At 58.5% G+C, this 253-nt stretch carries 1 protein-coding gene; it reads right to left on the bottom strand.

What is annotated here, in order from left to right:
- On the bottom strand, positions 1 to 253 hold a 253-nt coding region (locus tag IV91_RS17745; RefSeq protein WP_150112552.1), incomplete at both ends, for a zinc ribbon domain-containing protein.

The raw sequence follows: 253 nt of genomic DNA, 5'->3' as shown, positions 1-253 counted from the left end.
CGGCCTGATTGCGCCAATTCTCCACAGGCTAACAAGCGATGTCCTCGCTCTAAAACATTGATAGCGCCAACCACATCGGCGTTGTTCTCATAGCCGCAATCCACACACGCAAACTTGGCTTGTGTCCGGCGATTATCTGCCGACACATGGCCGCAGGCCGGACACGTCCGGCTGGTGTTGCGTGCGGGAACCGCCAACACGTCGCCGCCCAGCCAAACCTGCTTGTATTCCAGTTGCCGCCTGAACTCGAACC

It is taken from the genome of Ferrovum myxofaciens (genome assembly GCF_000735045.1).
Taxonomy (GTDB): domain Bacteria; phylum Pseudomonadota; class Gammaproteobacteria; order Burkholderiales; family Ferrovaceae; genus Ferrovum; species Ferrovum myxofaciens.
Note: the sequence above shows the minus strand (reverse complement) of the source record. Positions and strands in the feature narration are given on the sequence as shown.